The organism is Vibrio sp. 1078-1 (assembly GCF_033340475.1).
The window spans coordinates 1-576 of the sequence record NZ_JAWOWM010000659.1; the positions used below are offsets into that span (position 1 = coordinate 1).

Here is a 576-nt window from a genome sequence, read left to right on the forward strand (position 1 = left end):
TCCCAGCATCGTTCAGAAGTGAATACTCCACTTTTCAAAGAAGCTCAAAAAATCGAAGGCGTGACATGCGTTGACTTGTACGGTGAGTACCCTCGTTTCAACATCAATATCGACCGAGAACAACAACGCCTTCGTGAACATGATGTGGTGATTTTCCAATTTCCGCTTTACTGGTACTCAACACCAGCGATTTTGAAAGAATGGCAAGATTTGGTGTTGGAATACGGCTTTGCATACGGCACCGAAGGAACCGAACTGCAAGGCAAAACCATGCTGTGCGTGCTTTCTGCCGGCGGCAAAGAAGAAGCCTACAAAGCCGAAGGCTACAACCATTTTACGATTCGGGAACTGCTCGCTCCTATCGAGCAAATGTCCGCACTCACGGGCATGCACTATATTGCGCCTCTTGCTTTGTTTGGTTCGCGTACCGCAGCCGAAGAAGGTCGTATCCCGCGCCATATTGAACGCTATAAAAAGCTCTTAACGGCACTGGTCGAAGACCGATTGGATGTCGAGGCCGCCGCTTCGCTCATTAAACTTAACAGTGCATTGCCGGAGCTCATCAAGGAGGCGTCA

1 protein-coding gene is annotated in these 576 nt (G+C 49.3%); it reads left to right on the forward strand.

Annotated features, from left to right (window positions below; translation table 11 throughout):
- Nucleotides 1–576 (forward strand): NAD(P)H-dependent oxidoreductase (locus R7190_RS29355; protein WP_318138136.1); only part of this gene is annotated, 576 nt, incomplete at both ends.